The sequence below is a fragment of the Mesorhizobium sp. M7A.F.Ca.MR.362.00.0.0 genome (assembly GCF_004023175.1).
Taxonomy (GTDB): domain Bacteria; phylum Pseudomonadota; class Alphaproteobacteria; order Rhizobiales; family Rhizobiaceae; genus Mesorhizobium.
In genome coordinates, this window is sequence record NZ_RZTF01001135.1 from 1 (window position 1) to 235 (window position 235).

Annotated in this window: 1 rRNA gene; it reads left to right on the forward strand. The window is 48.5% G+C overall.

Annotated features, from left to right (window positions below):
• Positions 1–63: 63 nt before the first annotated feature.
• Positions 64–235 (forward strand): 23S ribosomal RNA (locus tag EOC06_RS41310); the annotation flags it as partial.

Here is a 235-nt window from a genome sequence, read left to right on the forward strand (position 1 = left end):
CCTGTCATAGAGTCTCTCAAATGTAGCAATACGATGATGTCGAAAGACACCTTCGGGTTGTGAGGTTAAGTGACTAAGCGTACACGGTGGATGCCTAGGCAGTCAGAGGCGATGAAGGGCGTGCTAATCTGCGATAAGCGTCGGTAAGGTGATATGAACCGTAATAACCGGCGATACCCGAATGGGGAAACCCAGTGTGTTTCGACACACTATCATGTCATGAATACATAGCTGG